Origin of the sequence: Chelativorans sp. J32, from assembly GCF_000518985.1 — a bacterium.
Classification (GTDB): Bacteria; Pseudomonadota; Alphaproteobacteria; order Rhizobiales; family Rhizobiaceae; genus Chelativorans.
Genome location: NZ_JAEQ01000001.1, coordinates 513,102 through 536,661 on the forward strand (window position 1 = coordinate 513,102; position 23,560 = coordinate 536,661).

Here is a 23,560-nt window from a genome sequence, read left to right on the forward strand (position 1 = left end):
ATGGCAGGCACATGGGGGCGGTTCAATATTACGGCGTTGGTGCTGGGCTTCGCTTTCCTGTACCTGCCGATCCTCCTCCTCGTGATCTATTCGTTCAACGAGTCGCGTCTCGTAACGGTGTGGGCCGGGTTCTCGACGAGATGGTACGTGTCGCTCTTCTCCAATCGCGGGCTGATGGATGCCGCCTGGGTCACGGCGCGCGTCGCATTCATCTCTGCCACCGTGGCGACAGTGCTCGGCACCATGGCTGCGGTCGCGCTCACACGCTACACCCGGTTTCGAGGCCGCTTGCTTTTCTCCGGAATGGTCTTCGCTCCGCTCGTGATGCCTGAAGTGATCACCGGCCTGTCCCTCCTGCTCCTCTTCGTGGCTATTGGTTTCGACCGCGGTTTCATGACCGTCACCCTTGCTCACATCACCTTTTCAATGTGTTTTGTGGCGGTGGTGGTGCAGTCGCGGCTCGTTTCCTTCGACCGGTCGCTGGAGGAAGCCGCAATGGATCTCGGCGCAACGCCTCTGCGGGCATTCTTCCAGGTTACGCTGCCGATCATCCTGCCCGCGGTGATTTCGGGATGGATGCTGGCCTTTACCCTCTCACTCGATGATCTGGTCATTGCCAGTTTCACTTCGGGGCCGGGTGCAACCACGCTGCCGATGAAAATCTACAGCCAGGTGCGCCTTGGCGTGACACCGGAAATCAATGCGGTCTGCACGATCCTGATAGGCATCGTGACCCTTGGCGTCATCGCGGCGTCGGTCGTGAACAAGCGGCGCGAGGTGCGGCGGCAGAGGGAAGAAAGGCTGGCCTTCGCTGGATGAGGACGCGCGCCTATTCTTCTGCAGGTTTGGGAAGGAAGGAGGCGATGAATGGAGCGTTCCAGGAGCCGCCGACAAAGAACGGGAGGGGCGACTTGAGCCGTGAATCGGCTCCTTCCGGTGCGGAAAGAGTTCCGTAGAGAGCCAACCCGCGGCCGGCGAGCGGGATGAAGCCATCCATCCCGATCATATAAGGGCCGGACTTGACTTCGGCGCCATCGATCTGCAGCACTCCCTTCTTGACGGTCGCCTTCAGCTGGATGCCGTCTATCGCAAGGCTGCCTTCTTCCAGCGCCGCCATAGGGAAGAAGTCGCCGGCTGCGCTATGTTCCAGAAATGCATCGACGCTCAGCCCCGTGACGCTCCCTTTGCCGAGACTTGCCGAAACGCTGCCCTCTGCCGATTGCAGGACGGTGTCCAGATCCTTGCCGGTCCCCTTCAGCATGACGGAAAAATTCCCGCTCGCCTGCGGCATGGGTTTGGCGTAACCGAATGCGGCGGCCAATTCTCCAACGGCTATTTCTTCGCCGCTACCGCTGATCTCAACGGCATCATTGTTGTTCCTGCGCACGCCGAATTGCAGCGTACCGCCGAATGCCGTCGCATCCGAGACGTCGAATGCCGCAAGGCCTTGGCGCAGCATTGCCGCGGCAGCTACGTCCGTCAGCATCACATTGTCATATTTGGCGGACGCGGCTGAAAAACGTAAATCGAAGTCGAACTGCGTCTGCGCGCCGGAGGTGTTTTGCCCTGCGGCATCGAAGGAGAGCGGATTGAAGCCGTTGAAGAAGGCGCGCAGGTCAAGCGTGTTGAAGGCGAGAGTGCCGGCAATCATCGGCCTGCTCGATTCGAAGCTCACATCAAGAAGGCCTTCGCCGGCGCTTTTATCGAAATTGAGCGACGCTCCCTCGAATTTGAGGCGTTTCATGTCGCCGACCATTCGCGCGGAAATCGAAAAAGGGCCGATCTTGCCGGCCACGGGCGAACGCGAATGGGTCCATTCGATCAGCCGGCTGAGAGAAGGAGCCGATAACTCGAAGTCTCCGCCGAGAAATCCATTGCCCGAGCCATTGGCGATGCCCTCGAAAGAAAACGTAGCAGGCGCGGCTTTCAAGGAAAGGCTCACGGCCGCGTTACCCCCACCGAATAGAAGCAGGGGCTCGGCGATGGAGGCGGTAACCAGCACGCTCTCCCCGTGCCAGATGCCGTTGGCGGAGAGCGAGGCCTGTCGGTTGAGCGCAGGCCAGTCGAGCGTGCCAGAAAAGCTGGTGAGTATGTCGCTTTGGAGTTCGCCATCCTCCGCTATGACCCTGCCTTCGACGAACTCGATTTTCCCGAAGGAATCGTTGGGCAGGAATGCGGTGTCCGGTTCACGCGGCGCGGCAGAGACCGCCTGCTTTGCGGCTTCGACGGACTGTGGGACCTTGCCCCAGCCCTGCGGAGAAATTGGCTGGAGCTCGTCGCCTTCCTGCCTGACGCGCAGCACAGGACGGATCAGCCGCATGCGGGTGAAGACGACGTCGCCCCGAAGGGCTGCCAGCGCCGAAAGATCGATATCGATCCGCTCGGCCTCAAGCACCGTCTGAGCGTTTTCATCGGCCGAATCGAGCAAAGTGACATCGTGGAGCACAGCCTGAAGCGGCCAGACGTGAATCTCCGGCGTGTCGTCCAGCCGCACGTGATAGCCGCTCCACGCGCGCATCTGATAGGCGATGCTGTTCCGCACGATTCGCGTGGAGGCGACCAGGGGAAGCACGGCCACGATGAGAATTACCAGGAGGGCAACGGTGGCGACAGCCCAAATGCCTTTCTTCGCCAGTGATGTCGGCATATCCCCTCGTCGTGGTTCCCTGCTTCGATCCGAACCATTCCCGGCGGGTTTAAACGATGGGCTTCCCATTTCAAACCCTTGTAACACAGTTTGTTAGCAGCTGTTAGAGACCTGCGATCCGTCAGAGTTGGCACGAGGCTGTGCGCTTGCCCGTTTCTCTCAAGCCGTGCATAACCGGCAAGATCGAAGGGGAGACGCAAATGGTTCAGGCTCTGCCGCTTTGGACACCCTCTGCCGATAGGATCGAACATGCGCCGATGAAGGCGTTCCTGGAGCAGGCTTCGGAGCGCAGCGGCCGACCACTACAAGATTATGCGGAACTTCACCGCTGGTCCGTTGAAAGCCGGGAGGATTTCTGGCCCCTCGTTTGGGATTTTTGTGGGCTTGTCGGGGAGCGAGGTGCCCGCACGCTCGTCAATGGCGACAAGATGCCAGGCGCCTCTTTCTTCCCTGATGCAAAGCTCAATTTCGCTGAGAACTTGCTGCAAAAATCAGGCCCGGAGGATGCGATCGTCTTCCGTGGCGAGGATAAGGTGAGGCGGACGCTCTCCTGGGACGGACTGAGGGGACTGGTCTCGCGCCTGCAGCAGCTCTTCAGGGCAGAGGGGGTAAAGCCCGGCGATCGGATCGCCGCTATGATGCCGAACATGCCGGAAGCAGTGGCGGCGATGCTGGCCGCGGCTTCGCTGGGCGCCATCTGGTCCTCTTGTTCACCCGATTTCGGCGTGCGTGGTGTCCTCGACCGCTTCGGCCAGATCGAGCCGGTGCTCTTCATCGCTCCCGACGGCTATTGGTATGGCGGTAAAGCCTTCGAAGTCGGGCAGAAAACAAGCGAGATCCTTTCCGCGCTGCCAAGCGTCAGGAAAGCTTTCATCGTCGACTATCTCGGAAAGGCTCGGGAGGTTGCGTCGGGCAGCGACCGCGCGGTGGCTTTGGACGAAGCGATTGCTCCCCTTTCGCCGGCCCCCCTTTTTTTCGAGCGGCTGCCCTTCGCTCATCCGCTCTATATCCTCTTTTCCTCGGGGACGACGGGAATTCCCAAATGCATCCTCCATTCGGCTGGCGGCACGCTGCTGCAGCATGTGAAGGAACACCGCCTGCATGCCGGCCTTCTGAACGGCGACCGCTTCTTCTATTTCACCACCTGCGGATGGATGATGTGGAACTGGCTCGTCTCCGGCCTCGCTTCGGGCGCGACTCTTTTGCTCTATGACGGCTCGCCCTTCCATCCGGATGGCAACGCGATTTTCGATTTCGCGGCTTCTGAACGGATGACCCATCTTGGAACCTCTGCGAAATTCATCGACGCCGTTCGCAAGGCGGGATTGGAGCCGATCAAGACGCATGACCTCTCCAGCATCCGCGTCATCTCATCGACAGGCTCTCCGCTCTCGCCGGAGTGCTTCTCTTTTGTCTATCGTTCGATCAAGAAGGACGTGCACCTGGCCTCGATCTCGGGCGGAACCGATATCGTGTCCTGTTTCGTGCTCGGTGTTCCCCTTCGGCCTGTCTGGAGTGGTGAGATCCAGGGTCCGGGACTTGGGATGGCCGTCGACGTCTGGGACGAGGCGGGCAGATCCCTTATGACGGGAAAGGGGGAGTTGGTTTGCACCAGAGCCTTTCCTTCCATGCCCGTTGCGTTCTGGAACGATCCGTCCGGCGAGAAATACCGATCCGCCTATTTCGACCGTTTCGACGGTGTGTGGTGCCACGGCGATTTCGCCGAGTGGACGGCGCATGGCGGGATCGTCATTCATGGCCGGTCGGATGCCACGCTCAACCCTGGCGGCGTGCGCATAGGCACAGCGGAGATCTACAACCAGGTAGAGCAGCTTCCGGAGGTGCTTGAGGCGATCTGCGTCGGCCAGGAATGGGACGGCGATGTGCGCGTTGTGCTTTTTGTCCGGCTGGCTGAAGGTGTGGTGCTCGACCAGGCGCTTGAGAAGAATGTTCGCGATTGCATCAGGACAGGGGCAAGTCCGCGGCACGTGCCAGCGAAGATCGTGGCAGTGCGTGACATTCCGCGCACGAAGTCCGGGAAGATCACCGAGCTTGCGGTTCGCGATGTGATCCATGGCCGGGACGTGAAGAACAAAGAGGCGCTTGCCAATCCAGAAGCGCTGGACTGCTTCCGCGACCTGCCAGAACTCAAGGAGTAAGCTCGGCGTCAGCGTATGTGCGCACCATGGTTAATGAAGCGTTCCCCTGGAATTTACCGAGATTTATCGGCGCGGCCCGTAACTCGAATTTTACGGTTCCGGGTAAGCTCCCGTTAACGATTGAGGCCAATAGTCCAGAGCAACTTGACGGATCGACCCGCAGGACGGGAAGAGATTTCGGCAAGCCGTTTTCAGCACTTTTCACTTGGCGCCTTCGGGCGCCTTCTTCTTATGCTTCGCGGTCCCGCATAAGAGCCCCCGAGAGCAGGATAACCGGCGCGATCGAGGTCGCTATGATCACGAGAGCGGCCATAGCGCCATCTTCAACCACGCCACGGGAGGCGTTCTCGTAAACGAAGGTGGCGAGGGTGTTGAAGCCGAAGGGGCGCAACAGGATCGTTGCTGAAAGCTCCTTCACCGTATCGACAAAGACAAGAATGCAGGCGGTCAGGATTGCTGGCTTCAGAAGCGGCAGAAGCACGGTCAATGTGCTGGAGGCGGCGGAGCGTCCGAGGCTTCGCGCCGCTTCGTCGAGATGAGGCGGAAGCTTTTCCAGGCCTGAATGAACTGCGCCTTCTGCAAGCGCGAGGAAGCGTATGGAGCAGGCGAGCACGACGGCAACTGCCGATCCGGTAAAGATGAGACCGGTCGAGAAGCCGGCATATTCGCGTGCCAGGGCATCGACGAAATTGTCAAAGCGGGCGAGAGAAATCAGAAGGCCGAGCGCCAAGATCGTTCCGGGCAGACCATAGCCGATGCTGGCTATGCGGACGAGAACGGCCATCTTTCGCGAGCGGGAGAGCCTTACCGCGTAGAGCAATACCAGCGCCATGCCAACCGTGAGCGCTGCCGTTGCGAGCGCGACGGAAAGGCTGGTGAAGAAGGCCTGCGCGAGCTTGGGATCCATGATCTGCTCGAGCCTGTTCAGGGCGTAACGGCCGAAGATGAGGAGCGGAATACCGAAGCCGAAAAGGATCGGGATGACACCCAAGAATGCCGCCGCCGCCGCACGCCATCCCGAAAGGCGGATACGGGGGGGCCGGGATTTCATTTGCGTGGCACGCGGTGCATGGAAGCGCTGCCTGCTGCGGGCCGCCCGCTCAGCGGCAAGCAAGGCGATGACCAGAAGCAGCATCACGAGCGCTATTTGCGCTGCCCCTTCGAGGCTGCCGCGGTTGAGCCATGTGGAATAGACCGAAAGCGTCAGTGTACGCACCCCGAGATGCTCGACAGCGCCGATATCGTTGATCGTCTCCATAAGCACAAGCGCGATGCCGGCGGCGATGGCCGGGCGCGCTACGGGCAAGAGCACGCGCCAGAAGACGCGGGCTGGCGCTGCTCCAAGTGTGCGTGCCACGTCGGCAATGTTCCTCCCCTGCATGAGGAAGACCACGCGCGTGGTGAGATAGACATAAGGGAATGTCACCGACACCATCACCAGGGCTGCGCCGCCGGTGGAGCGGATTTCAGGAAACCAGTATTGGTTGCGGCTTTGAAATCCGAAAATCCCCCGGATCATGCTCTGCAGCGGACCGACATAGTCGAAAAACTCGGCAAAGGCATAGGCCGCTAGATATGGGGGCACGGCGAGCGGCAGCACGAGTGCCCAGGCAAGCAGGCGGCGCGTGGGGAAGTCGTAGGCCACCACCAGCCATGCGCAGCCGATACCGATAAAGGCCGTCCCGAACGCGACCAGAGCAAGCAAGACCGCAGTGGTGCGAGATGCTTGCGGTAGGACGTACCGGACCAGATGCGGCCAATCCGCTCCCCCGCTGGAGAGTGCCACTGCGATGATCGTTGCGATCGGCAGGAGCACGATCGCCGCCGTGATGAGCGCAATGATGAGAGCAACCGGATGGCTTGGCCTGCGTGCCTCGCGCGCAGAGCCTTCAGGATTTGGAAGCGAGTCCCCGAGGGTGAGGCTGGTCATGGCCTGAGAGAGAACCGGGCCGGTGCGTCACCGGCCCGGTTCTCAAGCTGCGTCTCTGGAAGGATCAGCTCGACGGACCATCGTCGAGGCCGACGCGGTCGACCATCTCGGAAGCCGCCTTGCGGTATTTTGCGATCTCCGCCAGCGAAAGCGTGTCGGGCTTGATCTTACCGAAGGAGGCCACGACCTCGGATACCGGAACACCGGGCATCACCGGGTATTCGTTGTTCTTCTCGGCATAAAGCTGCTGGGCTTCGTGGCCGGAGAGGAATTCCATCAGCTTCAGCGCGTTTTCCTTGTTGGGCGAATATTTGGCAAGCGCCATGCCGGAAATGTTCACATGCGTGCCGCGGTCGTTCGCGTTGGGGAAGAGCACCTTGATGGCGTTGGCCCACTCCTTCTGCTCCGGCTCCTTTTCGTTGGTCATCATGAGACCGACATAATAGGTGTTGCCAAGGCCGATGTCGCACTCGCCGGCGTAAATGGCCTGAGCCTGATCGCGGTCACCGCCGTCGGGCTTGCGTGCCAGATTGGCCTTTACGCCCTTCAGCCACTCCTCGGCCTTTTCCTCACCATGATGGGCGATCATCGAAGCGATCAGCGCGATGTTGTACATGTGCTGCCCGCTGCGCATGCAGATCTTGCCCTTCCACTTCGGATCGGCAAGCTCCTCATAGGTGATCTCGTCCTGCTGGACACGTTCCTTCGACGCGTAGACCACACGTCCGCGCGTGGTCAGTCCGAACCAGTGACCTTCGGGATCGCGGAATTCCTGAGGGATATTGGCGTTGATAACCTCGTCATCGACCGGCTGTGTGACGCCCTTTTCCTTCACATTGACGAGCCTGCCGATATCGACGGTCAACACCACATCCGCAGGAGAATTCTGGCCTTCTGCCGCAATACGGTCCTCAAGCCCCTGGTTGAGGAACAGAACCTCGGTCTTGATCCCGGTCTTCTTGGTGAACGCATCGAGCAGCGGCTGGATCAGTCCCGGCTCCCGATAGGTGTAGACATTCACCACACCATCCGCCTGCGCGGCGGAAGCAAGGAAGGATGTGCCGGCCATGAGGGCCAAGGCAGCCAAGCCGGTCTTCAATTTGAAGGCAGTATCGAACATCGTCTCTCTCCACTTCGCTGGGATGCAAGGTCCCAGGAGTCCATCCAGCCGTCATGCGGCGCATGGAACTAATGTGGAAAACCACCGGGTGCGTCAAGGAAAATGTTAGCAAAAACAGCAGTTTAGAATAATTCTAAACTGCTGTTGTCAAGTTTTCCTACTCCGCCAGGACGCGAGTGGGTGGAAACGTGATTTCCACCAGCGTGCCTTCTCCCGGCGTCGAGGCGATGGAGAACTGGGCGCGGTTTGCCTCGACCATGGCGCGCGTTAGGGGGAGGCCGAGGCCTGTTCCATCGCCGCGCTTGCGCCGCAACGCATTGATCTGCCTGAACGGCTTCAGCGCTTCGTCCAGTTCCGCAGAGCTCATGCCGACGCCGGTGTCACGTACCCTCAAAACGACCGAGCCATCCCGTTCATAGACGGTAGAAACGACCACCTGTCCGCCAGCAGGGGTGTAGCGCACCGCATTGGAAAGAAGGTTGATGGCGATCTGGCGCACGCTTCGCAAATCGGCCACCACATCCGGCAGGCGCGAAGCAAGCGAGGAGCGGATGATCACACGCTCGCGATTGGCTTGCGGCTGCATCATCGCGATTACCTGCGCAAGCGTATCGTTCAGCGGCACAGCTTCGTGTGCCATCTCCTGCTGACCGGCCTCGATCTTGGAAATGTCGAGAAGATCATTGACGAGATCGAGCACATGATTTCCGGAACGGTTGATGTCCCGCAGATAGTCGCGATACCGGTCATTGCCGATCGGACCGAACTTCTCGTCTATCATCAACTCGGAGAAGCCGATGATTGCGTTGAGGGGCGTACGGATTTCATGGCTGACGCGCGCGAGGAACTCGCTCTTCTGCGAGGAAGCGCGTTCGGCCTGTGCCCGCGCTTGCGTGAGCTCTTCCTCGGCTCGCTTCCAGTGAGTGATATCGCGCAGCACCGCGCAATAGCCGCTGCCATTCGGCAACCGCCCGATGGTGATGAAGAGGGGGATGAAGCGACCCTGCGCCTCGCGCCCGATCACCTGGCGGCCATCATTGAGCACGCTCGCCACGCCATTGTCCGATAGCCCGGCAAGATAATCCTGAACGGTGCGCTGGCTCTCGATCGCGAACAACGAGGTAAATGGCTTGCCGGTGACGTTCTCCGCATCAAAGCCGAAAAGAGCTTCTGCCGGGCGGTTGATCGAGCGGATCGTACCGTCATTGCCGATCACCGCAACGCCATCGGTCGCGGTATCGACGATGGCGCGCATTTCCGAAAGGCTGGACTCCAGTTCCGCAGCCTTGACAGCTTCCTCAGGCGTCCGTTCGCTCAATCCGGCCGGGTTCAAGGCCAGCATGAGCGCCTTCTTGCCGGCCCAGGCAACGGATTGGAGATGCGCTTCCACCGGGCCGTCCGTGCCGTCAGCCCTGCGCAGCAGAAGCCTCTCTCTTTCCGGCGCACCGGCGGCAGGCTCATCGAACAACGCGCCGATACCCCCTGCCGCTTCCAGTTCGTCGAGATCGGAATAGCCGGTAAGCTTGAAAAACTCGCAGTTCGCATAATGGAGCCGATCACCGGAATGAATAAGCACGGGGAGAGGCAAGTGGGCCAGGATCGTTTCAGCCTCCGCCTGCCTCCGCTCCGCATCAGGGCGATGGAAGGCAGAGGGTAGATAGGCGATCTGGGAGCTTCGCTCCGGAACTCTCTCACCATCGGGTGAGGGCACACTCGGTTTCGCTTCCTCGGTTGCCTCGGGCTCGATCTGTCCTTCGTCACCCGTTGCAGTGACCTCCTCCGATAGCTCCGCTCCGGAACCCGCTTGCGGCTCGTGGCCGTCAGCATCGGTGTGTGATTCCACCGGCGGCGCTGCCGTCGCCTCCTGTTGCGTGTCCGTTTCGGTGGACAAAACAGGCTCGGCCGAGACCTCTTCGGCTGGAGCCGGCTCGGTCTCCCGCTCTGCTTGCTCGGGCTCCGAGTCTATATGGGTGATATCCTTCTGGCTCGTCGCATCGACGGAGCCAGCCGGCTCTAAGGGAACGATCTGCTCCGTTTCGCCGGCCCCTTCCATGTCTTCGGCAAGGGAAACCGGCGCTTCCGGCGCCTCAGTGGATTGCGGCTGCGAGGGCAGATCGCCGCGCTTATCGGCTGAATCTTCGCCCCGATCTCCCTTCTGCGTTTCCCGCTCTGTTTGGCCCAGCGCGTCTCCCGAAAGGGAGGCCGCAGCCGGCAGATCGTCATTTGGCAGACTCTCTTCCAGCCGGCCGTGTGGGGAAAGCTCGCCGATCTTTCCTTCCTCGACACCAGCGGCCGTTGCCCGGCTCTCGCTGGCGCGGCGCAATCGCTCGCCGATCTCACGGAAGGCCGTCCGCTCACTTGCAGACAAACTTCCATTCCATCCGCTCTCACGATGCTCCGCCAGCTGGACGACATTTTCGTTCGAGCGAGTTTGCGTGGCTGTGGTGGTCAGCGCTTCGGCCGGGACGGGATCTGGTTCCCCCGATAGGCTGGAAGGAACCGCCTTTTCTCCAGCTTGGGGATCGATTGACCCAACCGGCTCCTGCGCGTCCTCTTTCCCCGCGAGGGTCTCGGCGCCGGAAGGTTCGGAAAGGGGTGGAGCGAGCACCTCGCCGATTGCTTCCGGATCCACCTCCGCGTCGCTCAGGCGAGCGATGCCGAAGCCGCGGAAGCCTTCGAAAACGCGCCCGCGCCCGTAAATCGGTAGTGCTGCGAGGTCCACGGGCACTTTGAGATTTGTGCCCTGAAGCGGCCACATCACCGTTCGCCCGGACCAGGTATCCCGCCGTTCCAGCAACCGGCAAATCGAACCATCGGCATCAAGTCCGAAAGCGTTCGAAACTTCGCGGAAGGTGCGGCCGATCACGTCCGTCGCGTTCCTGCCCATCGACTCGGTGAATTCCTCCGAAATCGAGGTGAAACGACCATGCGCGTCCGTGCGCCAGGAAAAACGGACTGTCCGCGGTGCGGGAGGGGCTTCCGATCCCTGGGGCTCCGGTGTCGGGCCGAGCGGCTGAGGCGACTGCAACCTGCTTGTATCCGAGGGAGAAGCTTCGCGTGCCGTGGTCTCGGAAGAAGCGGGCAGGTGATCGGAAGCGGAGGGTCCCGCGGTTCCGTCCTCAACGACGACGAGAAGATGGCGCGCAGGATCGTCTGTGAGGCGGGCGAGCCCAGCGGCGACTTGGGTTCGGGCAGGGATGCGCTTCTTCACAAGGCGCGCCGCTTCACGGCTCACGTCCTGGATCAGGCCGAGAAGGGTTTCGCGTTCGATGCCAAGGAGCTCAAAGCCAGCGGAGGCTGCAGAGATGGAGCCGTCCGCCTCCAGCAGTGCTGCAAAATGACCGGGCTCGCTGAGTCCTGATATCGTCCGTTCCGCGGGTTCTGCGGCCTCAGTGGTGGAGGGAACGGCGAGCAGGAGCGCTTCCTCGCCATGCGGAAGCGTTATCGCGCTTGCCTGCACCGCGACGATCTTGCTCGTGAGCCCACTCGTAACCCTGAGCGCAATCGTACGATCGCGTCCGACATGCGGGAACCCAGGGGTAGCCGCAATCTGCCGCAAAGCGATTGCCGACAGCCGGGGGCGCTCCCCTATAGCTGCCTCGATATTGGGAAAGCCGAGCCAGGCGGCACCTGGGCCATTGGCCCACAGGATCTCCTCGAGGCTCGTGGACAGAACCGCCAGCGCGTCGCCGGCCGCGAACCGCTCACGCACTCCATCAAGAACAACTATGTCGAGAAATGAATAGGATGAGGACGCCATTCAGCCCGACCATCAACACAACGAGGAGCCCAAGTTAACCTCTCGTTAATAAGAGCACGATCCGACGTCGTCCACAAACCTTCTCTGGGCGTTCACCGGGAAATCGCGGCTTGGTTAATCAAAAGCGCCCTCTGATGTGGTTTTGCTGCATCGCCACAAAAATGTTGCAGCGCACAATAAAAGTCACTATATTGATCTGAGTGAGAATACCGGCAATCAGCCCCGGGTAAAGGACAACCAGATGACGAAGACCAGCAACAAAGCGGCCGAAGAGTTTCCGACCTTCGACCCGTCGGCGGCCACAGAGCAGCTTCGCAACTTCACCGAAAAGACCGCGGAGCAGGCCAAAGAAACCTATCAGCGTTTGAAAACGAGCGCCGACGACGCCCGCAAAGCATTTGAAGCCTCAATGGAATCGGTAAAGACGGTGGGTGACGAGATTGTGCTCAAATCTGTCGCCGCAGTACGCGCCGGCACAGAGGCCAATCTCGCGCAGGTGGAAGCGCTCGTTACCGCCAAGAGCTTTTCCGACGTGGTGGAGCTGCAGAGCTCGTTCCTGCGCAAGCAGATGGAATTTGCGCTCGATCAAGCCCGCGAATTTCAGGCGCTTACTCAGAAAGCGACCATCGAGCTGACCAAGCCGGTGAAGGACGCGTTCGAGAAGGCGATCAAGCAACCTGCCTGAGGCGATGCGTCGCGCTGCAATTTGAATGGGCAGGATTTATATGCCAGCCGTTCGCTAGAACATTGGGACCGGTACTCCTCCTCCTCCCATCGGTCCCTTTTTAAAGACCGGGGTTCCTCCCCCCGGTCTTTTTCTTTGCGCGGTGTGCCGCTTTGGCAGTATCGCTCTTGAAAATGAATGGATTTGCCCGTAAGGGACGCGGGCAAGACGTTGACGTCGGGCGGTTGTAGCTCAGTTGGTTAGAGCGCAGGATTGTGGCTCCTGAGGTCGGTGGTTCGAATCCACCCAACCGTACCACCCCTCCACTTCGTTCCGGACCAATCGAGCTCTACTTTTTCGGATGCCCTGCTGTGACAGGCGGCCCTGAAGGGCGAGCGCGAACTGGAGAAGGCAGCGCTTTAAGCAGGCGGTCCAGCGTTGGCGTCGTGGAGCGATAACCCGACCGTAAAAGGCTTATTGGTCCGCCAGCCGCACGTTTTGAATCATTTTGTGAACGCACGGCGCAAATATTCCATCGAAATATGCATAAACGCGGGTTATTGCGGACGCCCTCCTGCCTTCCGTGTAAGTGCGCGGGCAGACGGAGCAGAGTATCGATCGGCGAGTAGAGCTGTTTATGCCCCATCTCCAAGAGATCTTACCAAAACTCGTATCATCCCTGGCAGCACGATCGGATCGCGGCAGCGTTGCCACCTATATCCCGGAACTCGCAAAGGTCGACCCCACCAAGTTTGGGATTGCTGTCGCCACGCTCGCCGGTTCCGTGGTCGCTGCGGGTAACGCCGATGAACTGTTTTCGATCCAGAGCATCTCGAAGGTGTTCACGCTTGCGCTGGCGCTTGGAAAATGCGGAGACATGCTCTGGACCCGTGTAGGGCGCGAGCCTTCAGGCAATCGCTTCAACTCGATCGTACAGTTGGAGTATGAGAAGGGGGTTCCCCGCAATCCCTTCGTGAATGCCGGCGCTCTGGTGGTGACGGACAGCCTGCTTGCGGGACACGAGCCTCGGGAAGTCATCGGCGAAATTCTCCGGTTCGTTCGCTTCCTTGCGGATGACGATACGATCTCCGTAAACCGGGCCGTAGCTGCCTCGGAGCAGTCCACCGCAAGCCGCAATATGGCTCTGGCCCACTACATGCATTCGTTCGGCAACCTGCAGCACGCACCGCAACGGGTGCTGGGGACATATGTCCACCACTGCGCGATCGACATGAATTGCCGCCAACTGGCCGCTGCAGGCCTGTTTCTTGCAGCGGGCGGCCGCAATCCTTTGACGGGGCATTCGGTCATCTCCCCTTTGCGCGCCCGACGCATAAATGCACTTATGCTGACATGCGGCCATTACGACGCATCTGGAGATTTCGCCTTCCGCGTCGGGATCCCGAGCAAGAGCGGTGTCGGTGGCGGTATTCTGGGCATTGTTCCCGGCGTGGCTTCTGTTGCGGTCTGGTCGCCCGGTCTGGATTCCAGCGGCAATTCGCATCTTGGCACGATCGCCTTGGAAGAACTCGTCCAGGCAATGGACTGGTCCGTATTCGCGCCGAGAGCGCATGCATGACAGGTGGCGGCACCACGCGGACCCGGCACCATCGCGGGGAGAGTTCAGCCATGTGAACCCAGGCTGAACTCTCATCCGTTTCCGTTCTTCAGTTCCTAGAAGTAGCGCCCAGCCTGGTGCTGTCGGTTATCCTCATGTCGAACACCAGAACGCCGGAATCGGCGAGGTAGGGACCGACAAACTCTTTGAATTTTTGATGCTGGGGGTCGAAGAATTTGGGTTCCGTGACGACGGGCGTGCCTACGTAATAATTCCTGTCACCTTCGGAGCTGAAAGTGACGATGAAGCCTTCTTCAAACCCGCCGCTGACGCCCTCGCCGCTGTTCTGGGCGCCGGACTCGATCGAAACGATATAGGGTTTGCCGTTACGGGTGGCCTTCTTGGCCAAAGCCATGAACTGATCCCGGATCTCTTGGCGCTGCTCAGCCGTCGTTCCGTCCTTATAGCGGAACAGGACGATGTGGCGGATAAGCCCCGGCTTGTAGTCCGCGCCGGTAAAGGTGGATACGCCGACTTCGCTGATCTCCTTGTCTAGGATTTGACGCGCGGACATGTTCTCGGCGGCGTAAGTCATGTTCGTCGCCCAAAACGAAAGAATGGCGGCTGCGGCAATATATTTTTTCATGAAGTGCTCCAGTTAAAAAGAGACTAAATATGCGCACAATAGAGCCCGATCTTCTGGCTATACTCGGGCGGGATTAATTCTTGCTCAAGGGCATATGTCGCATTCTACAGCATCGGCCCGAAAACCGGAATCGGTTTTCGGAAAGCACGATGCGTCAATCCAATAAATTACAGCGTCCTTTGTGCGTCCGAGTGGACGCATGGCGCTGTAGAAATGACTACAGTAACGTGCGTGCAGCAAACGCGCGGTAAGCACAGGTTTACGCATCGTGTTTCCGATGCGCTAGAACAGCGTTCCCTGTTTTCCAGGCTCGCGGGTGGGGGCGCTCTTGCGACTCCCGCCGGAGGACTTTCCGGTAGCGATTGCCCCAACACTGTCGTCAGCAAACTGCAGGCGCAATGCCTCGCCTGCTTTTACGTCGCTCGCGCGCTTGAGCGGCCTATCGTCAGCATCCCGCACCAGTGCGAAGCCGCGTTCAAGGATGCTCTTATAGGAAAGCGTTTCGGCTAACCTGGCAGACTGCTCATAGGCGATCCGGCTCCGCTCCAGCCTGAGCAAGACGGCTCGGTCCTTCCGTCCCACGGCGGCTTTCAGCCGTTCGCTGAGCACAGTGATGCGCTGCAGCGCAACGCGCGGATTTACCCGCGCGGCGTCGCGATCTAGCCGGGTGCGGCGATGGCGCACCAGGCTCTGATAGAGGGCCGGGAGCCGTTCGCCGCACTGCGTTGCGTCGCGGCTCGCCTGCGCGATACGTCGATCGAGCGTGGCGATGGATAGTCGGATCCCGCTGAAATGAAGGCGTTTGCGCTGCGTTGAGGTCTCGAGCGCACGGCCCAGCCTGCCTGCCGCTTCATCGAAGCGCCGTCGCGGCATTGCGAAGAGCTGATCGGGCGAGGGAAGCGCGCGGGACAGGCTGCGCATTTCCTGGCGGCGGCGCTCTAGGCACCGGGAAACCGCGCCTTTTAGCCTTGCGGAGAGCCGGGCGAGATTTGCTTCCAGGTCCGCCTTCACGGGCACGGCCATTTCGGCGGCCCCTGTTGGCGTCGGAGCCCGCCGGTCCGCGGCGAAATCGATAAGCGTCCAGTCCGTTTCGTGGCCGACGGCCGAGATGAGAGGAACCGCCGAAGCGGCAGCTGCGCGAACGACCACCTCGTCATTGAAGCCCCAAAGGTCTTCGAGGCTGCCACCCCCGCGTGCCACGATGATCAGATCGGGGCGAGGGATGGTTCCACCGCGCTGAAGCGCGTTAAAACCTGTAATCGCTGCGGCGACCTCGGCCCCGGTCGTTTCCCCCTGCACACGCACGGGCCAGACGATGACATGTACCGGAAACCGATCGGTGATGCGGTGGATGATATCGCGTATTACCGCACCGGTAGGCGATGTGATGACGCCGATCACATGCGGCATGAAGGGGAGGGGTTTCTTCCTGTTCTCCGCAAACAGGCCCTCAGCCGCCAGCCGGCGTTTGCGCTCTTCCACGAGCGCCATGAGCGCGCCCGCTCCGGCAGGCTCCAGGCTTTCGATGACGATCTGGTATTTCGACGAGCCGGGAAAGGTCGTGAGCCGGCCGGTAGCCACGACTTCCAACCCCTCCTGGGGCGGAACACGCAGCCTGGCGAAGGTTCCTTTCCAGATGACCGCCTCTATGCGCGAACGATCGTCCTTGAGCGAGAAATAACAGTGACCGGACGAATGGGCGCCGCGAAAACCGGAAATCTCGCCGCGCACGCGAACATGCCCGAAGGCGTCCTCGACGGTCCGCTTCAGGGCAAGCGAGATTTCGCTTACCGAATATTCGGCGACATTGCTCAGCGAATCGTCTTTCCGTATTTCTACCATGGTCCGATTGAGCAGCTTGCAGGCGGTGGGGTCAACCCGCGCCAGACTGCAGGTTTGGCATCTGTTCCCGCCGGGCCGAGAAGGGCGGGGAAATCGCGTCTATCGCAGCCTCACCATCCCGGCAGAACGTGGTTCGGCCGCAGGCGCTTCCCGCGTTTCATCCGGTGCGTGAAGCCGGCGAAATCCAGTCCTTCCGTCTCATCCACAACGGGGATCGGCATCGAGATGTTGTCCAAGCTCTCCGAGATGTGGCGGGCCAGCGCATCTACAAGCTCCGTCTGGTTGGTGCGCCCACGCATGATGCCGATGTGGCAATCCGGCAGCTTTGGAAATCCGTCCTTTTCGGTAAGAACGCGCATCCCGGGACGCAGAGCGCATTCGGGCAATACGGAAATTGCGGCGCCGGAGAGGACGGCAGCCGTGATGACCGTCGCCGAGAAGCTCGTGAAGAGGATCCGATAGTCGCGGTCGATTTCGCGCAGCGTATCGCAGGCAATCCGCCGCCAGTTGCAGGTCGGCCGCCCGAATGCCATCGGCAGCACTTCGCGTTCATGGGTGGAATGATTGGCCGAGCCGACCCACAGCAGCGGCTCGTGACGCACCGTTTCTGCCATTTCCTGGTCCGTCACCAGGGCAAGATCCACATTGCCCTGCCGCACATGGTGCACGAGATTGGCCGTAGGCTCGCAGAGAACGGACATTTCTACCCGCGGATTCGAATGCGAGAAGCGAGCCATGATCTCGGGCAGGAAGCGCTCGGCGTAATCGTCCGGCATGCCGATGCGCACATGTCCTTCAAGGCTCTCATCGTCGAAAGCGGCCAGCGTTTCGCGATTGAGACGCAGGAGCCGGCGCGCATAAAGAAGCAGCCTCTCCCCGTCATCGGTAAGACGGTTGGAGCGGCCGTCCTTTTCGAACAGCGGTTTTCCAATCCGCTCCTCTAGGCGCCGCATCTGCATGGAGACGGCCGACTGCGTGCGATGCACCTCCTCGGCAGCACGCGTGAAGCTTCCCGTATCGGCGATAGCGATGAAGGTAACGAGCTGGTCGAGATCGAGCGGTGCCGACATGGCGGGCTCCTATAAGCGATGTTGATGCAAAAGATTAAAAACATTCGTTCGACTAATCAATGCCTGTGTGAGACAAGGGCGCCGTTCCTGAAAGGACGGCAGGTTTGGTCGCGGCGGATACGTCGGCGGCTGTGCTGTCGCCTCGGAATAGCTATCAGCGAATGGCTCGAAGGAGATTTGCCATGCGTGCAGAACAGACAGTCTTGCCAAGTGCCGCCGCAACGCAGGGATTCGCGATGCGCCTCGTCCGCACGGCGTCCCACATTCTGCGCTCCTGGTCGAACCGCCGCGCAATGCGCCAGCTGAATGAGCTTACGGAATGGGAACTCGTCGATATTGGCCTGACCCGCGAGGATATCGCGCTCGCCTATGACGGGCCTATTTTGGACGATCCTACACGGCGCCTTGCACAGATTGCGCGCGAACGGGCGAAGGAAGACAACGCCACACGTCGCCACCCCTGATTATCGCTTCTCCCATGCAGGCATTTTACTCCCATCACGCCGGCTCCCCCCGGCTGCCTGCAAACCTGGCCCGGCTCTCCTGAGCCGGGCTTTTTTCGTCCGTCTCGAAAATGCGGTTTGGTCCGGATGAGCGCGCCCACACCGATAGCAGAGGGCTTTCATTCTGACCGAACGCCCGGCTCTATTGAGAGGAGCCCGGCTCCTCTTCCTCGTCCTCGACCGGACGACCTGGAATGACATAGGCACCCGAAAGCCATCTGTTGAGGTCGATGTCCTTGCAGCGCTTGGAGCAGAATGGGTAAAACTCGCGCGCCGACGGCTTGCCGCATTCAGGGCAGGGCCGTTTGGGCCTTAGCGGCGTAATCTTCTCGCCGTTTCCTGTACCACCAGCCATTGCTCAGACGTCTGTTCCTGCTGACCAGTTGAGGTAGGCCTTCACGCCATCTGCTGCAAGCAGGTTCACGGTCTCGTAAAGCGGCAGTCCCACCACATTGGTGTAGGATCCCACGAGCTTGACGACGAAGGTTCCGGCGAGCCCCTGGATGGCGTATCCGCCGGCCTTTCCGCGCCACTCGCCCGACATGATATAGGCATCGAGTTCTTCACGCGAAATACGCTTGAAGCGCACGCGGGTTTCCACCAGCTTGTGACGCAGCTTGCCGGCCGGCGTGAACAGGCACACGCCCGTATAGACTCGATGTGAGCGGCCCGATAGGAGGCGAAGACAATTCGAAGCTTCCTCCGCCAGTTCCGTCTTGGGGAGGATGCGACGGCCCACGGCAACTACCGTATCAGCTGCGAGCACGAAGGCCTCGCGCTCTGCACCTTCCTTCTTCAGCCGCTCCAGCGCCTTTTCGGCCTTGCTGCGCGCGAGCCGCTTGGCAAGCGAGCGCGGATGCTCCGCCTTGAGGGGCGTTTCATCGATTTCAGCAGGAATGAGCCGGTGCGGTTCGAGACCCGCCTGCTGCAGGAGCTGCACCCGTCGGGGCGAAGCCGACGCCAGAATAAGTTTTGCGGGTGCGCTCATTGCCCTGCCAGGATGCGCGGCTATTTGAAACGATAGGTGATCCGGCCCTTGGTCAGGTCGTAGGGCGTCATCTCCACAAGAACCTTATCCCCGGTCAGGACGCGAATGCGGTTCTTGCGCATGCGACCCGCGGTGTGGGCAATGATCTCATGGTCGTTCTCAAGCTTCACGCGAAACATCGCGTTGGGCAGAAGCTCGGTGACAACACCGGGAAATTCCAGGACTTCTTCCTTCGGCATCCGATACCTTCAATTTGGCGATCCAGTCGGCCCCGGCCGGTTCCTTACAGTTGCATCTGTGGAAATGTAAATGGCCGGGCCGAAATCGCGCGGAACCTAGCCCATCCTCCATCATTTGTGAACAAGCAACTGTCACGTTTCGTCAGCAAATGCTCCCGCGCCAAAACGCTCCGCTATCTGCTCGGCTAAACGGTCGCGCACATCTCGATACGAGGCCATGATCTGCTCGCGCGTTCCTTCCACGACGGAAGGATCGAGCGTCGGCCAGTACTCCACTTGGACAGGCATGGTGCGTGTCAACTCGAGCGCGGCATGGTGCGCTTCGGGCGCAAGCGTGACGATGAGGTCGAAAAAACTGTCCTCAAGCTCTTCGAGCGTTCGCGGCAACCAGTTCTCCAAGGCAAGATTCTCTTCGGCCAGGACCGCATCGACAAACGGGTCACGCGGTCCCTTGCGCACTCCCGCGGAGGCGATGAAGATCGATTTCGGCAGCATGCGCTTGGCGAGCGCCTCAGCTATGGGCGAGCGGATCGAGTTCTGCCCGCAAAGGAAGAGCACGGCGCGCAGCCTTGCGCCGGCTGCTTCGCCCGGCAGTGCGCCCGGATCACCTTCGGCCGGCTGCGGTGTCATGATCACCTTCGCCAATGCAGGACACAGATCAGTGTAAAGAGCCGCCGCGCAGTATCGAAATCCACCTCGATCTTACCGCGGAGGCGGTCCATCAAAGTTTGTGATCCTTCATTGTGAAGCCCGCGCCGCCCCATGTCTATCGCCTCGATCTGGCTGGGCGTGGCCGAGCGGATCGCCTGGTAGTAGCTTTCGCAGACGAGGAAATAGTCCTTCACAATGCGTCGGAACGGCGTGAGCGACAGCATATGGGTGACGACGGGATCACCTCCCTCCCGCGTCACGTTGAGCACGAGGCGCTTGTCGACCAGCGAAATCTTCAACCTGTACGGACCGCCCGTTGCATCTCCCACGGGCTGGAAACTGTTTTCCTCGACAAGGTCGAAGATGGCGACGGCCCGCTCGTGCTCGACGTCCGGCGTCGCCCGTCCGACGGTATCGTCCAGCTCGACATCGATAAGGCGTGCCTTGCCGGAACTCCGCTCACCCATCGGTGGTCCTTAGATGTTCAGCCGTATCGAGACGGAGCGGCCATGCGCCTCCAGCCCTTCCGCCTTTGCGAGGGCGACTGCCGCTGGACCGAGTTCTCGCAGCTGCTCGGCATCGAGCCGTAGGATGGACATGCGCTTCATGAAATCCAGGACGGAAAGTCCGGAGGAAAACCGTGCCGAACGGGCGGTCGGCAACACATGGTTCGATCCGCCGACATAGTCCCCTATGACTTCGGGCGTATGCCGGCCCAGGAAGACCGCGCCTGCATGACGAATGCGCGAAAGCAGCACTTCAGCTTCTTCGGTGGCGAGCTCCAGATGCTCCGGGGCGATCCGGTCGACGAGCGCCGGCACCTCGTCAAAACTGCGCACCAGAACGATCGCGCCGAAATCCCGCCAGCTCGCACCCGCGATTTCCGATCTCGAGAGCCGCCTCAGCTGCCGCTCGACCGCTTCGCAGACCGCATCGGCGAATTGCGGGTCGTCCGTCATGAGAATTGATTGCGCAGCCGCATCGTGCTCCGCTTGCGCGAGAAGGTCGGCGGCGATCCAATCGGGATCGTTGTCGCGGTCGGCAACCACGAGCACCTCGGAGGGACCTGCGATCATGTCGATCCCGACTTGTCCAAAGACTTGGCGTTTCGCGGCGGCGACATAGGCGTTGCCCGGGCCCACGATCTTGTCGACGGGCGATATGGTCTCCGTACCGTACGCAAGCGCGGCCACTGCCTGCGCGCCGCCGATCCGGTAGACCTCGCTTACCCCCGCAAGATCAGCCGCAACCAGCACCAGAGGGTTGATGGCACCATCAGGCGACGGGACGGTGATCACCAGACGCTCAACGCCCGCAACGCGCGCAGGCACGGCATTCATGAGCACTGAACTTGGATAGCTCGCAAGCCCGCCGGGCACGTAGAGACCGACGGCGCTGACCGGGGTCCAGCGCCAGCCGAGTTCAACCCCGAGCGGATCCGTGTAGCGCATATCGGAGGGGAGCTGCCGGCGGTGATGCGCCTCGATGCGGCCTTGCGCAACCTTGAGGGCTTCAAGCGTTGCGGCGTCCGTCTTCCCATATCCAGCCTCGATCTCCTCGCGCGAGATACGCACGCCGGTTTCGGCGAGATCGAAACGATCGAAACGCTTGGTATAATCGGCGACTGCGGCATCCCCTTCGGCGCGCACACGCGCGATGATCTCGCGCACGGCGGCATCCACCTCCTCGGAGGTCTCGCGCTTGGTCGAGAGGAACGCAGTAAACCGCGTTTCGAAATCCGCGTCGGCGGTGGAAAGCCTTATCGGCATGCGTGAAAGCCTCTCAATTGCTGTGCCGGGGGCGCACCGGCGTTTCCCAGGCCGCACCCAGATCGCTCAGCCGGACCTCGATGCACTCGACATCGAGCTGGATGGTGGCATTCCCGGAAAAATCAAGCTCGATCGTGCCCGACGGCCGCTCACCCGGCAGGAACCGGATTGCCAGTAACGAAAGAACCTCGTCGGGCTTCTTTATGTCGATACCAGAAGAGCGGACGGTGAAGACCCGGTTGAATGTGAGCGCCGAAAGCCGCCGCTCATGTGGTCGCCGGCTGAAGAAGAAGCTCTTCTCCGCCTTTTCCCAGGCGAACCGGCGCATGGCCAGTGTGAACTGCTTTTCACGCTTCAGATAGGTGAGCTCGCCTGTTTTCATCACCGCGTCCTGGACATGCGCAGAGATGATCTTCAGGTCCTCCTCATCGAGTGCAGCGAGCTTCAACATCTACATTCCTCAAGGATGGCCGGAAACGAATGACTGCTCCTGCTATCCCGAAATTCGGTTAGCCGGAGATGCGCTCGATTTCGGCGCCGCAATTCGAAAGCTTCTCCTCCAGCCGCTCGAACCCACGGTCGAGGTGATACACGCGATTGACCATGGTTTCGCCTTCGGCGGCCAGACCGGCGATTACAAGCGATACGGATGCCCTGAGATCCGTCGCCATCACGGGAGCACCCTTTAGGCGCGCAACACCTTCCACCATCGCTTCCTGACCCGAAAGGGAAATGCGTGCGCCAAGCCGGGCGAGCTCCTGCACGTGCATGAAGCGGTTTTCGAAAATGGTTTCGGTGATTCGGGACTTGCCCTTGGCCTTGGTCATCAGGGCCATGAACTGGGCCTGGAGATCGGTGGGGAAACCCGGAAAGGGTTCCGTGGTGATGTCGACCGGGCTAATCCCCGCACCATTCCGCTTCACGCGGATGCCGATATTGGCGCGGGTGATTTCCGCGCCGGTCTGCTCGATAACGTCGAGCGCCGAATCTAGAAGATCTGCGCGCGCACCCTCCAGCATGACATCTCCGCCTGCCATAGCGACGGCCAAAGCGTAGGTGCCGGTCTCAATGCGATCCGGAATGATCCGATGACGCGCGCCGGAAAGGCTGGTCACACCCTCAATCGTGATGGTGGAGCTTCCAGCACCCGTGATCTTCGCCCCCATTGCATTGAGGCAATCGGCAAGGTTGACGATCTCCGGCTCGCGGGCGGCGTTCTCCAGGATCGTATCGCCCTTGGCGAGCGAGGCTGCCATCATCAGGACATGGGTAGCTCCCACGGAAACCTTTGGAAACCGGTAGCGGGTCCCCACAAGACCATTCTTTGTCCTGGCGACCACATAGCCGCTTTCGATCTCTATTTCGGCACCCAGCGCACGCAGGCCATCGATGAAGAGGTCGACCGGGCGTGTGCCGATCGCGCAGCCGCCCGGCAGCGATACTTTGGCTTCGCCCATGCGGGCCAGAAGAGGGCCGATGACCCAGAAGCTCGCGCGCATCTTGGAGACGAGATCGTAGGGGGCGGTCGTGTCGACAATGCTGCGCGCCGTGAAATGAATGGTGCGCGAATACCCTTTGTCCTGGTTCTCCCGCCGACCGTTCACCGAATAATCGACGCCGTGGTTCCCAAGAATGCGGATGAGCTGCTCGACATCCGCCAGATGCGGGACATTCTCCAGGGTCAGCGTATCGTCGGTAAGCAGCGAGGCGATCATCAGCGGCAGCGCAGCATTTTTCGCCCCGGAGATCGGGATCGTTCCGTTGAGCTCGCTGCCTCCGCGGATGCGTATGCGGTCCATGAATATCTCTTTCCCGGGAGAGACGAATCCCGGCGTTGACGTCGCAAGTCCTGCCTGTCCTAGAGCAAGCCCGCGCCCGGTTCAAGAAATTGCGTCGGCTCCCGACGAGCCGCGGTGTTCACTTGCGCTCGGGTTCCTTTGCGGATGGAAGCCCTTCCGCGCGTTCATCGGCACTGCCGCCTCGGCGGGAACGAGCCTGTGCCTTTCTTCTCGCG

Annotated in this window: 20 protein-coding genes and 1 tRNA gene; 6 read left to right on the plus strand and 15 right to left on the minus strand. The window is 60.7% G+C overall.

What is annotated here, in order from left to right:
* Entirely contained in the window at nt 1-819 is an 819-nt protein-coding gene (locus tag CHEJ32_RS0102480) for an ABC transporter permease (protein ID WP_028032428.1), read from the plus strand.
* Nucleotides 820-829: 10 nt separating this feature from the next.
* On the opposite strand, the gene CHEJ32_RS0102485 is transcribed toward CHEJ32_RS0102480, so the two are convergent.
* On the minus strand, nt 830-2,647 hold the full coding sequence (locus tag CHEJ32_RS0102485) for an AsmA-like C-terminal region-containing protein (RefSeq protein ID WP_028032429.1): 1,818 nt from the start codon (nt 2,645-2,647) through the stop codon (nt 830-832).
* A gap of 200 nt (nt 2,648-2,847) precedes the next feature.
* Here CHEJ32_RS0102485 and CHEJ32_RS0102490 point away from each other — a divergent pair, with 200 nt between their 5' ends.
* Nucleotides 2,848-4,806 carry an acetoacetate--CoA ligase gene (locus CHEJ32_RS0102490; protein WP_028032430.1) on the plus strand — a complete coding sequence of 653 codons (1,959 nt, stop codon included), beginning with the start codon at nt 2,848-2,850 and terminating at the stop codon, nt 4,804-4,806.
* Between the two features lie 229 nt (nt 4,807-5,035).
* On the opposite strand, the gene CHEJ32_RS0102495 is transcribed toward CHEJ32_RS0102490, so the two are convergent.
* The 3 genes from CHEJ32_RS0102495 to CHEJ32_RS0102505 form a co-directional block, all read right to left on the minus strand.
* Complete coding sequence (locus CHEJ32_RS0102495; RefSeq protein WP_028032431.1) at nt 5,036-6,736, minus strand: iron ABC transporter permease; 1,701 nt, start codon at nt 6,734-6,736, stop codon at nt 5,036-5,038.
* 64 nt (nt 6,737-6,800) lie between these two features.
* Entirely contained in the window at nt 6,801-7,805 is a 1,005-nt protein-coding gene (locus tag CHEJ32_RS0102500; RefSeq protein ID WP_034657767.1) for a Fe(3+) ABC transporter substrate-binding protein, read from the minus strand.
* Between the two features lie 208 nt (nt 7,806-8,013).
* Nucleotides 8,014-11,616 (minus strand): PAS domain S-box protein, encoded by a 3,603-nt coding sequence (locus CHEJ32_RS0102505; RefSeq protein ID WP_028032433.1) that lies wholly within the window; start codon nt 11,614-11,616, stop codon nt 8,014-8,016.
* A 241-nt stretch (nt 11,617-11,857) separates the two neighbouring features.
* Between CHEJ32_RS0102505 and CHEJ32_RS0102510 the strand changes: the two genes are divergently transcribed.
* The 3 genes from CHEJ32_RS0102510 (at nt 11,858) to CHEJ32_RS0102520 (ending at nt 13,859) form a co-directional block, all read left to right on the plus strand.
* Nucleotides 11,858-12,301 carry a phasin gene (locus tag CHEJ32_RS0102510; protein WP_028032434.1) on the plus strand — a complete coding sequence of 148 codons (444 nt, stop codon included), beginning with the start codon at nt 11,858-11,860 and terminating at the stop codon, nt 12,299-12,301.
* A gap of 220 nt (nt 12,302-12,521) precedes the next feature.
* A tRNA-His gene (locus tag CHEJ32_RS0102515) sits at nt 12,522-12,598 on the plus strand.
* Nucleotides 12,599-12,917: 319 nt separating this feature from the next.
* Nucleotides 12,918-13,859: a glutaminase gene (locus tag CHEJ32_RS0102520; RefSeq protein WP_028032435.1), complete on the plus strand. Its 942-nt coding sequence runs from the start codon at nt 12,918-12,920 to the stop codon at nt 13,857-13,859.
* Between the two features lie 88 nt (nt 13,860-13,947).
* Here the strand turns inward: CHEJ32_RS0102520 and CHEJ32_RS0102525 are convergent, their stop codons facing one another.
* From CHEJ32_RS0102525 to CHEJ32_RS0102535, 3 genes are all read right to left on the minus strand, one after another.
* Nucleotides 13,948-14,484: a Dabb family protein gene (locus CHEJ32_RS0102525; protein WP_028032436.1), complete on the minus strand. Its 537-nt coding sequence runs from the start codon at nt 14,482-14,484 to the stop codon at nt 13,948-13,950.
* 282 nt (nt 14,485-14,766) lie between these two features.
* The gene (gene xseA / locus CHEJ32_RS0102530; protein WP_028032437.1) at nt 14,767-16,326 is read right to left on the minus strand and encodes an exodeoxyribonuclease VII large subunit; all 1,560 of its coding nucleotides are present in this window, start codon (nt 16,324-16,326) and stop codon (nt 14,767-14,769) included.
* A gap of 110 nt (nt 16,327-16,436) precedes the next feature.
* Complete coding sequence (locus CHEJ32_RS0102535; protein ID WP_028032438.1) at nt 16,437-17,396, minus strand: LysR substrate-binding domain-containing protein; 960 nt, start codon at nt 17,394-17,396, stop codon at nt 16,437-16,439.
* Nucleotides 17,397-17,578: 182 nt separating this feature from the next.
* Between CHEJ32_RS0102535 and CHEJ32_RS0102540 the strand changes: the two genes are divergently transcribed.
* Nucleotides 17,579-17,860 (plus strand): DUF1127 domain-containing protein, encoded by a 282-nt coding sequence (locus CHEJ32_RS0102540; protein ID WP_051469354.1) that lies wholly within the window; start codon nt 17,579-17,581, stop codon nt 17,858-17,860.
* 181 nt (nt 17,861-18,041) lie between these two features.
* Here the strand turns inward: CHEJ32_RS0102540 and yacG are convergent, their stop codons facing one another.
* The 8 genes from yacG to murA all read right to left on the minus strand — a co-directional run bounded on the left by yacG (nt 18,042) and on the right by murA (nt 23,345).
* Nucleotides 18,042-18,254, minus strand: coding sequence for a DNA gyrase inhibitor YacG (gene yacG / locus CHEJ32_RS0102545; RefSeq protein ID WP_028032440.1), 213 nt, complete (start codon nt 18,252-18,254; stop codon nt 18,042-18,044).
* 3 nt (nt 18,255-18,257) lie between these two features.
* Entirely contained in the window at nt 18,258-18,887 is a 630-nt protein-coding gene (locus tag CHEJ32_RS0102550) for a Maf-like protein (protein ID WP_028032441.1), read from the minus strand.
* A 20-nt stretch (nt 18,888-18,907) separates the two neighbouring features.
* Nucleotides 18,908-19,126 carry a translation initiation factor IF-1 gene (gene infA / locus CHEJ32_RS0102555; protein ID WP_011579535.1) on the minus strand — a complete coding sequence of 73 codons (219 nt, stop codon included), beginning with the start codon at nt 19,124-19,126 and terminating at the stop codon, nt 18,908-18,910.
* A gap of 132 nt (nt 19,127-19,258) precedes the next feature.
* Complete coding sequence (locus tag CHEJ32_RS0102560) at nt 19,259-19,756, minus strand: low molecular weight phosphatase family protein (protein WP_034657709.1); 498 nt, start codon at nt 19,754-19,756, stop codon at nt 19,259-19,261.
* A gap of 2 nt (nt 19,757-19,758) precedes the next feature.
* Nucleotides 19,759-20,244 (minus strand): UPF0262 family protein, encoded by a 486-nt coding sequence (locus CHEJ32_RS0102565; protein ID WP_028032443.1) that lies wholly within the window; start codon nt 20,242-20,244, stop codon nt 19,759-19,761.
* Nucleotides 20,245-20,253: 9 nt separating this feature from the next.
* Nucleotides 20,254-21,546, minus strand: coding sequence for a histidinol dehydrogenase (hisD, locus tag CHEJ32_RS0102570; protein ID WP_028032444.1), 1,293 nt, complete (start codon nt 21,544-21,546; stop codon nt 20,254-20,256).
* Nucleotides 21,547-21,559: 13 nt separating this feature from the next.
* Nucleotides 21,560-21,997, minus strand: coding sequence for a DUF2948 family protein (locus tag CHEJ32_RS0102575; protein WP_028032445.1), 438 nt, complete (start codon nt 21,995-21,997; stop codon nt 21,560-21,562).
* Between the two features lie 58 nt (nt 21,998-22,055).
* Nucleotides 22,056-23,345: a UDP-N-acetylglucosamine 1-carboxyvinyltransferase gene (gene murA / locus CHEJ32_RS0102580; protein ID WP_028032446.1), complete on the minus strand. Its 1,290-nt coding sequence runs from the start codon at nt 23,343-23,345 to the stop codon at nt 22,056-22,058.
* Between the last annotated feature and the right edge of the window lie 215 nt (nt 23,346-23,560).

Coding starts and splice junctions, on each gene's coding strand:
- CHEJ32_RS0102480 (WP_028032428.1), top strand. CDS start 1: ATGGCAGGCACATGGGGGCGGTTCAATATTACGGCGTTGGTGCTGGGC.
- CHEJ32_RS0102485 (WP_028032429.1), bottom strand. CDS start 2,647: ATGCCGACATCACTGGCGAAGAAAGGCATTTGGGCTGTCGCCACCGTT.
- CHEJ32_RS0102490 (WP_028032430.1), top strand. CDS start 2,848: ATGGTTCAGGCTCTGCCGCTTTGGACACCCTCTGCCGATAGGATCGAA.
- CHEJ32_RS0102495 (WP_028032431.1), bottom strand. CDS start 6,736: ATGACCAGCCTCACCCTCGGGGACTCGCTTCCAAATCCTGAAGGCTCT.
- CHEJ32_RS0102500 (WP_034657767.1), bottom strand. CDS start 7,805: ATGGCCGGCACATCCTTCCTTGCTTCCGCCGCGCAGGCGGATGGTGTG.
- CHEJ32_RS0102505 (WP_028032433.1), bottom strand. CDS start 11,616: ATGGCGTCCTCATCCTATTCATTTCTCGACATAGTTGTTCTTGATGGA.
- CHEJ32_RS0102510 (WP_028032434.1), top strand. CDS start 11,858: ATGACGAAGACCAGCAACAAAGCGGCCGAAGAGTTTCCGACCTTCGAC.
- CHEJ32_RS0102520 (WP_028032435.1), top strand. CDS start 12,918: ATGCCCCATCTCCAAGAGATCTTACCAAAACTCGTATCATCCCTGGCA.
- CHEJ32_RS0102525 (WP_028032436.1), bottom strand. CDS start 14,484: ATGAAAAAATATATTGCCGCAGCCGCCATTCTTTCGTTTTGGGCGACG.
- xseA (WP_028032437.1), bottom strand. CDS start 16,326: ATGGTAGAAATACGGAAAGACGATTCGCTGAGCAATGTCGCCGAATAT.
- CHEJ32_RS0102535 (WP_028032438.1), bottom strand. CDS start 17,396: ATGTCGGCACCGCTCGATCTCGACCAGCTCGTTACCTTCATCGCTATC.
- CHEJ32_RS0102540 (WP_051469354.1), top strand. CDS start 17,579: ATGCGTGCAGAACAGACAGTCTTGCCAAGTGCCGCCGCAACGCAGGGA.
- yacG (WP_028032440.1), bottom strand. CDS start 18,254: ATGGCTGGTGGTACAGGAAACGGCGAGAAGATTACGCCGCTAAGGCCC.
- CHEJ32_RS0102550 (WP_028032441.1), bottom strand. CDS start 18,887: ATGAGCGCACCCGCAAAACTTATTCTGGCGTCGGCTTCGCCCCGACGG.
- infA (WP_011579535.1), bottom strand. CDS start 19,126: ATGCCGAAGGAAGAAGTCCTGGAATTTCCCGGTGTTGTCACCGAGCTT.
- CHEJ32_RS0102560 (WP_034657709.1), bottom strand. CDS start 19,756: ATGACACCGCAGCCGGCCGAAGGTGATCCGGGCGCACTGCCGGGCGAA.
- CHEJ32_RS0102565 (WP_028032443.1), bottom strand. CDS start 20,244: ATGGGTGAGCGGAGTTCCGGCAAGGCACGCCTTATCGATGTCGAGCTG.
- hisD (WP_028032444.1), bottom strand. CDS start 21,546: ATGCCGATAAGGCTTTCCACCGCCGACGCGGATTTCGAAACGCGGTTT.
- CHEJ32_RS0102575 (WP_028032445.1), bottom strand. CDS start 21,997: ATGTTGAAGCTCGCTGCACTCGATGAGGAGGACCTGAAGATCATCTCT.
- murA (WP_028032446.1), bottom strand. CDS start 23,345: ATGGACCGCATACGCATCCGCGGAGGCAGCGAGCTCAACGGAACGATC.